Origin of the sequence: Citrobacter sp. wls826 (assembly GCF_005281245.1) — a bacterium.
GTDB classification, from domain to species: Bacteria; Pseudomonadota; Gammaproteobacteria; order Enterobacterales; family Enterobacteriaceae; genus Citrobacter; species Citrobacter braakii.
The window spans coordinates 321,521-328,305 of sequence record NZ_SZWS01000018.1 but is presented as its reverse complement, the minus strand read 5'-3'; the positions used below and the strand labels follow the sequence as shown (position 1 = coordinate 328,305).

Genomic DNA, 6,785 nt, shown 5'->3' with positions numbered 1-6,785 from the left:
CGGGAACCGGTGAACTGCTGCTGCGCGTTGGCGCGGGTGGCGCGGGGCAAAACTATACCGCGACCATTGAGTCCGTCATCCGCGAAGCCAGCACGACTGACAAGCTGACGCTGGTGAAAACCGACCTTGGCCGTCTGATCCTCAGCGGTGATAACGCGTATCGCGGCGGCACACGCATTGATGGCGGTACGTTGCAGATTTCCGCCGACAGCAACCTCGGTCAGAGCGGAACCGACCTGGCTATCAACAACGGCTCCACGCTGCAGATGGGCGCGGACCTGACCAGCAATCGCACCATTGCGCTGGGCGCGAATGATAACGCGGCGGTGTTTGACCTCAATTCACATAACTTCACGCCAACCGGTGAGATTACCGGCGACGGTAAACTGAAAGTCACCAGCAGCTCAAGCGATGCGGGCAGTACTCTGTCGCTCAATCGCGCGAACAGCTATAAAGGCGACACAGAAATTGCCGGTACCGGAAATGCCAACAATGTGACGGTCAACGTCAGCAAAACCGGGGCCTTTGGTAGCAATGAAAACAGCACCGTGAACGTCAATAACGGGGCGACGCTCAATGTCAGCGGAACAGAGACCAGCCTGAAATCCCTGACCATGAACATCGCCGATAGCCTGTTAACACTGGCGGATAACGTCACCGCCGCGAGCGCAAAACTGAACCTGACGGGCACAGCGAAAGCGCTGTTAACCGATAACGCCACCGCGGGCGAGGCGACGGTTAACGTGTCAAAAGACAGTACGTTGGCGCTGGAAGAAAACGCCAGCGGTGGTTCTGCTAGCGTGAATAACAGCGGACTGATGACCTTTGCGGACCAGGCGTTAGCAGAGAATACTGTCGTTAAAAACCTGGCAGGCGGCAAGGTCGATATCAGCGCAGTCGACAGCGCTACATCTATCGGCTCGTTGTCCGGCGCGGGGAATGTCGAACTGGGCAATAAAGAGTTGTCGCTGGGTAATCTGCATCTTGATGACACCATCAGCGGCATTATCAGCGGCAACGATGGCAGCCTGGTGAAAATCGGTGACGGCACGTTAACGCTGACCGGCGATAACACCTGGACCGGCACCACGGACGTCAATGAAGGCGTACTGCTGGTCAACGGTAATCAGTCTGCCGCGACCGGTCAGGTGACGGTGAAATCTGGGGCAACGCTCGGCGGGAACGGTATTATCGGCGGCGCGGTTGATGTACTGGATGACGGCCATATTACCGCGGGTGCGGCCATCAACAGCGTGGGTAAACTGACTACCGGTTCACTGACGCTCAGCGATAACGCACAGCTTGATTACCAGTTTGGTCAGGCCTATACCCCAGGCGGAGCCTTCAATGACCTGATAGATGTGAATGGCGATCTGACGCTCGATGGTAAGCTCAATATCCAGACCTCTCCAGGCGGAAGCTTTGACGTTGGTGTTTACCGCGTCATCAACTACACCGGCACATTAACCAACAATGTGATGGACATTGCCGACGCGCCGGAAGCTGCGGACAGCCTGTACGTACAAACCTCGGTTAATAACCAGGTTAACCTGGTTAACCATGCCGGGCTGACGCTGCGCTTCTGGGACGGCACCGGCGGTGAGAATGGCGAGCTGAAAAACAACGGCGTCATCAACGGCGGCGACGGTATCTGGCAATCCAGCCAGGGTAATGACAACTGGACAACGGATGAATCAACGCCAGAAGGCGCGCTGAATGCACCGTTTACCGATGCCGCGTTCGCCGTCTTCCAGGGTGAAGCGGGCAATGTAACCGTCGATAACAGCAAAGGCGACGTCATCATCAGTGGCGCACAGTTCGCCACCGATGGTTATCGCGTGGGCGGTGAAGCCATTACCACCGATACGGCTAATACGCTGATTCGCGTCGGCGATGGCACAGTAGACGGCGCTAACTACACCGCGACTATCGACAGCGTGATCCGCGGCACCGGCGGCCTGAATAAAGGCGACCTCGGTACGCTCATCCTCACTGGCGACAATACTTACAGCGGTGGAACCACCATCACCTCAGGTACGCTGCAGGTGGCGGGTGATACCAACCTTGGCGCACCAGAGACGGGAATTACCTTTAATGGTGGTACGCTGAAATATGGTGAAGCGTTTGATACCGCTCGTCAGGTGACTCTGGAATCCGGCGGCGGCACATTCGACACCAACGGACATAACGTTTCTCTGCTGACGGAAGTCGAAGGTAACGGTCAGTTGACCAAAACTGGTAAAGGCTCCCTCACCCTGACGCTGGATAACACCTACACCGGTGGCACCACCATCGAGCAAGGCGTTTTACAGCTGGGTAACGGCGGTGATATCGGCAGCATTCAGGGGGATATCGTTGATAACGGCGTACTCAACGTCAATCGTGGCGATACCCTGGCGCTGACCGGTAATATCAGCGGCGAAGGCCAACTGCATCAAACCGGCAGCGGTGTTACGGAGTTGCATGGTGAAAACAGCTACAGCGGCGCAACGCTGATTGCCAACGGTGTACTGCAGGCGGGTAATACCAACACTCTGAGTAGCGCATCACACCACTACGTTGTCGCTGACACCACCCTCAACACGCAAGGTTACAACCAGACGGTAGCGGGACTGAGCAACGGCGGCGATGTTTCACTCATCGGCCAGCAGACTGGCACAACGTTAACCGTCAAAGGGGATTACACCGGCGAAAAAGGGACTATCAACATGGCGGCCACACAAAATGGCAGCGGCGCAGGCATTGCCGACCGTCTGATTATCGATGGCGGTAAAGCCAGCGGTAGTACGCTATTGGATGTCGATGGTTCTGGTCTCGGCGCACCAACTATTGGTGATGGTATCGAAGTGGTAACCGCGCTCAATGGCGCAACCACTACGGCACAAACGTCACGAGACGCCTTCCATCTTGCCGCCGATCGTATGGCAGCAGGCGCATTTGAGTATCAACTGCATGCGGGTAACGCTCAGGGTCAGGGTGAAAACTGGTATCTGAGAAGCGAATATCGTCCAGAAACTATGCTGTATTCTGGTCTCGCCAGCGTCGTTCGTCAGGGCGACATCAGCCTGTTAGGCAACATGCACCAGCGTATGGGTGACGAGGTTAAACCAGGTATTGATGAAGACAATCGCGCCTGGGCAAGAATGATTGGCTACTCCGGTAAAACCAAACTGGATGATGCGGCTGGAACGCAAACCAGCTCCCACACCATGGGGATTCAGGTTGGCGTCGATATGTATGCCAACGAAAGCTGGAAAGCCGGGATGTATACCAGCATTCTTGATATCGACAGCAACGTGAAAGGCACGAAGACAGGCAGCGACGGCAAAGGCGGCAACATCGACGACAACGCGTTTTATGTCGGCGGCTACGCCACCTGGTTCTCAGGCGACGGAATGTATGTTGATAACGTCCTGCAATACGGTAACCATAAATCCCGCCTGGCGGCGACCGGTAACAACGGCTCGTATACCGTCAGAGGCAACACGCTGACGGCGTCGACAGAAGTGGGTAAATCGTTCCGTTTAGGTGCCAGCGCATGGAGTCTGGAACCTCAGGCTCAGTTGATCTATCAATACAGCGACTTTGATAACGGGCGGCTTGATGGTGTGACCCAAACGAAAGTGAAAATGGATACCGCGGATTCCTTTACCGCCCGTCTGGGCGTGCGTCTGGTCGCTGACTATGACACCAACCATGGCAAATTCCAGCCTTACGGCAGGGTCAACGTCTGGCAGGGTCTGGGTTCAAAAGACAAAACGCACTTTAGCAATGCGGTAGCCACCACCACGCTTGAGTCTTCACAACAGTACTCCAGCACTGAAGTTGCAGCCGGTCTGTCATGGTCTATCGACAGAAACCTGCAGGTTTACGGAGAACTGGGTACGCAATTTAGCAACGGTGGCAGTAAGTCGCAGGTTGAAGCGCCGGTTAATGCATCAATTGGCTTTAAGAAATCGTTCTAAGCTGACATAAACTCGCTAGCCCTCTGTTTAACAGGGGGCTTTTTTTTGCCTGTCCCGGATACAAAGCTACCTGATGCGCTTAACGTATCAGGCCTACGGACTTATTTTTATAGGCAGGAAAAGCGCGGGAGCGGCCCTCTGGCAACGCGAAACAATCGAGGTTCAGGGGAACAACAGAGAGGGAGAAGATTAAGGATTATACTGCGTCAGGAGTAACGGGATCTCTTCTGCCAACACCGGGGGAGAAATGAAAAAGCCTTGAATTTTGTCACAACCAATCTGCATCAGCCGGTCCAGTTCGGACTGAGTTTCCACCCCTTCAGCAAGAACTTCAATACCAAAATTGTGCGCCAGTGAAATTATACCCTCAACAATCTTTGTTGAGCGGGTATCGGGTTCAATGCCGGCGATAAATTCCTTATCAATTTTTAAGGTATCAAAAGGATATTTCAACAGATAGTTAAGATTGGCGTGGCCGGTTCCAAAATCATCAAGGGCAATTTTGACCCCTATCGCCTTCAGCTCCGTCATATTTTTAGCCGCGACCTGACTGTCGCACAGCGGCGACGTTTCCGTGACCTCTATCTGGCATCGATGGGGCGGGAGACCACATACAGTAAGGTTTTTTCTGACGCGTTGGGGTAACAGCGGATCGCAGAATTCAAGCGCGGAAATATTGACGGACAATACAAGGGGCTCTGGCCAACGGGTTGCCACATCCCAGGGAGTGTGGGTAACCATATCTTCAATTGACATGATATTGCCGCTGTCTTCCAGCAAGGTAATAAAAACATCGGGAGAGATCATCCCCATCTGGGGGCTATTCCAACGCATTAATGCTTCAAACCCGCTAATACGCTGATTACGCAAATTAAAAATTGGTTGATAAACCATATAAAGCTGACTGGTATTCAATGCCTTTTCAAGCGCGGTTAACACCTCACTAGAATTAAACATTCCTCTCTCCCTCAACAAATCATAAAAATTAAAAACCAGTCAATATCACTCCCGAATTGTATCTACTATTAGGTGTGTTACATCAGAATAGAATGGCCAGGTTAGGGTAAAAAAGACATACGATGGGTAAATCTGACAATTAATTTATTTAATTCCGAGGTATTGGTCAGTCCCAGCTTGGTGACGACCCTCATTTTATGCGCCTGGATAGTTTTATAATTCAGGCTGACTAACTCTGAAATTTCTCTGGCGGTATATCCGTTTACCAATAAATTCAGAATCTGCTGCTCTCTCTCGGTTAATCTTTTCTGTGAGCGATACAGCCGGGGATTCCATTTCCCGGCCGTTAACGACGCCAGTTGACCGAAATCGCGCAGTGAAGATTTCTCCGTCAAAACTATCGTTTTTTCAACATATAATAACTCTACACATAATTTCGCCACCAAACTATCAGCAATAATTACCACGACATTATTATAAAACTTGAAGCGGTTTTTATTCAAAAACTGCACGATAGCTGAACATGGTTGTTCGTTATCAATGATATTAAAAACCATGGTTTGATGCTGGCATAATGATGACTGATGCAACATATCCTCAAACTGGAATGTTTGTATCGGTACATGTTTGCTTGTCAGGTAGGCGAACAAACCGTTGCCCACAAAATTATCACTGCCACACATCAACATCCTGTTCATCGCTCCTTATCAGCATCAAATCTTGTTACTCATTAAAAATTTAATAATAATCTTCTCGACCTCTGCCTCTTCACGACGATTTTTAAAATCGAACTCACATGAGATCTGATGACAGGCATACAATTGATTATCCTCATCAAATTCATTGATCATGACGACATCGATCACTTTCAAATCCAGCTGTAAACTGCCAAACGTATCAAAATCCAGCGCGGCATTTTTAATCACCGCATCTTTATAGAGAAAACGGGAGTTCACATCTTTAACAATTAATGCACAACCGCCCTGCGAGATGTTTTTAATCTTCAGAGAGTAGTTTTCTCCGTTTTTGTAACGACCAAAACAGAAAAAGTCGTAACCCTTCAGGAAGGAAAAACGCTGATTTTGTCGCTGCTGGGCAAAGAAAATCATATCCGGGATGAAGTAGGATAATCCTGCTTGTGCACCTGCTGATAAGGTTTGTTCGAATCTGGCACTAAATTTTACAATCCCACTTTCACTGTGCAGGATAAAGTACTGGACCTTTTCAGGAACAATGTCTTCGTGTCCGGAGATGACAAACCGCTCGAAATCAATCTTCTCTAACTGCGTGATAACACTATGGTTTTCACATAAAACTTCAAGTTTCGTTTTCTTGTGCAACTCTTCACGAAGGGTAGCGATGATTTCAAACTTGTTGTCCTTTGCTAATCCAAAGCTCATTCTAAAACCCTTATTTCCATATTTAAGATATGTCTCGCTTTTGGTTACTCACAAAACGCGAGATCAGCATCCACCCCTGGTGCTTAATTACCATAGTGGATTCCATGTCGAACAGTTGGTTAAAAATTAAGTTTTTAACTATCTTTAGCCATTTATTGATACGTAAAAACATTTAATCAAAGTTAATTCTAGCTGAAGCCATGCCTAAAACCACATGAAGTTGTTGGCTAACTATAACAAAAGAGAATAATAAAATTTTTTGAAATGTCATTTTGAGATAACAAATAGCAAGAACTACACAGAAAAAAATAGTGGGAAATGAATGGGTTTTGATGGAAGGACCACGCAGTATGCGGACTGGCGTGCTATCGCAAGAAGAAGAAAAAATGCTTACTGCACTATATCATTAACCAGGAATATAGCTCCGACTAGTAATTGTGAAAAAGTGAATAATTATATTTCA

4 protein-coding genes are annotated in these 6,785 nt (G+C 49.4%); 1 reads left to right on the top strand and 3 read right to left on the bottom strand.

Translation table 11 applies throughout. The features are described from left to right. Positions 1-3,965: autotransporter outer membrane beta-barrel domain-containing protein (locus FDW87_RS21725; protein ID WP_252362993.1), on the top strand; the 3,965-nt coding region annotated here is incomplete at its 5' end. A 189-nt stretch (positions 3,966-4,154) separates the two neighbouring features. On the opposite strand, the gene FDW87_RS04215 is transcribed toward FDW87_RS21725, so the two are convergent. The 3 genes from FDW87_RS04215 to FDW87_RS04205 all read right to left on the bottom strand — a co-directional run bounded on the left by FDW87_RS04215 (position 4,155) and on the right by FDW87_RS04205 (position 6,322). Continuing rightward, the gene (locus tag FDW87_RS04215) at positions 4,155-4,922 is read right to left on the bottom strand and encodes a bifunctional diguanylate cyclase/phosphodiesterase (RefSeq protein ID WP_016152160.1); all 768 of its coding nucleotides are present in this window, start codon (positions 4,920-4,922) and stop codon (positions 4,155-4,157) included. A 101-nt stretch (positions 4,923-5,023) separates the two neighbouring features. Then, a complete protein-coding gene (locus FDW87_RS04210; protein WP_046275132.1) occupies positions 5,024-5,611 on the bottom strand; it encodes a helix-turn-helix transcriptional regulator in 588 nt (195 codons plus the stop codon). A 24-nt stretch (positions 5,612-5,635) separates the two neighbouring features. After that, positions 5,636-6,322, bottom strand: a complete 687-nt coding sequence (locus FDW87_RS04205; RefSeq protein ID WP_016152158.1) for a flagellar brake protein — start codon at positions 6,320-6,322, stop codon at positions 5,636-5,638. Positions 6,323-6,785 lie beyond the last annotated feature (463 nt).

What these genes read in the sequence shown, in the direction of transcription:
- FDW87_RS04215 (WP_016152160.1), bottom strand. Translation starts at nt 4,922, where the DNA reads ATGTTTAATTCTAGTGAGGTGTTAACCGCGCTTGAAAAGGCATTGAAT.
- FDW87_RS04205 (WP_016152158.1), bottom strand. Translation starts at nt 6,322, where the DNA reads ATGAGCTTTGGATTAGCAAAGGACAACAAGTTTGAAATCATCGCTACC.
- FDW87_RS04210 (WP_046275132.1), bottom strand. Translation starts at nt 5,611, where the DNA reads ATGTTGATGTGTGGCAGTGATAATTTTGTGGGCAACGGTTTGTTCGCC.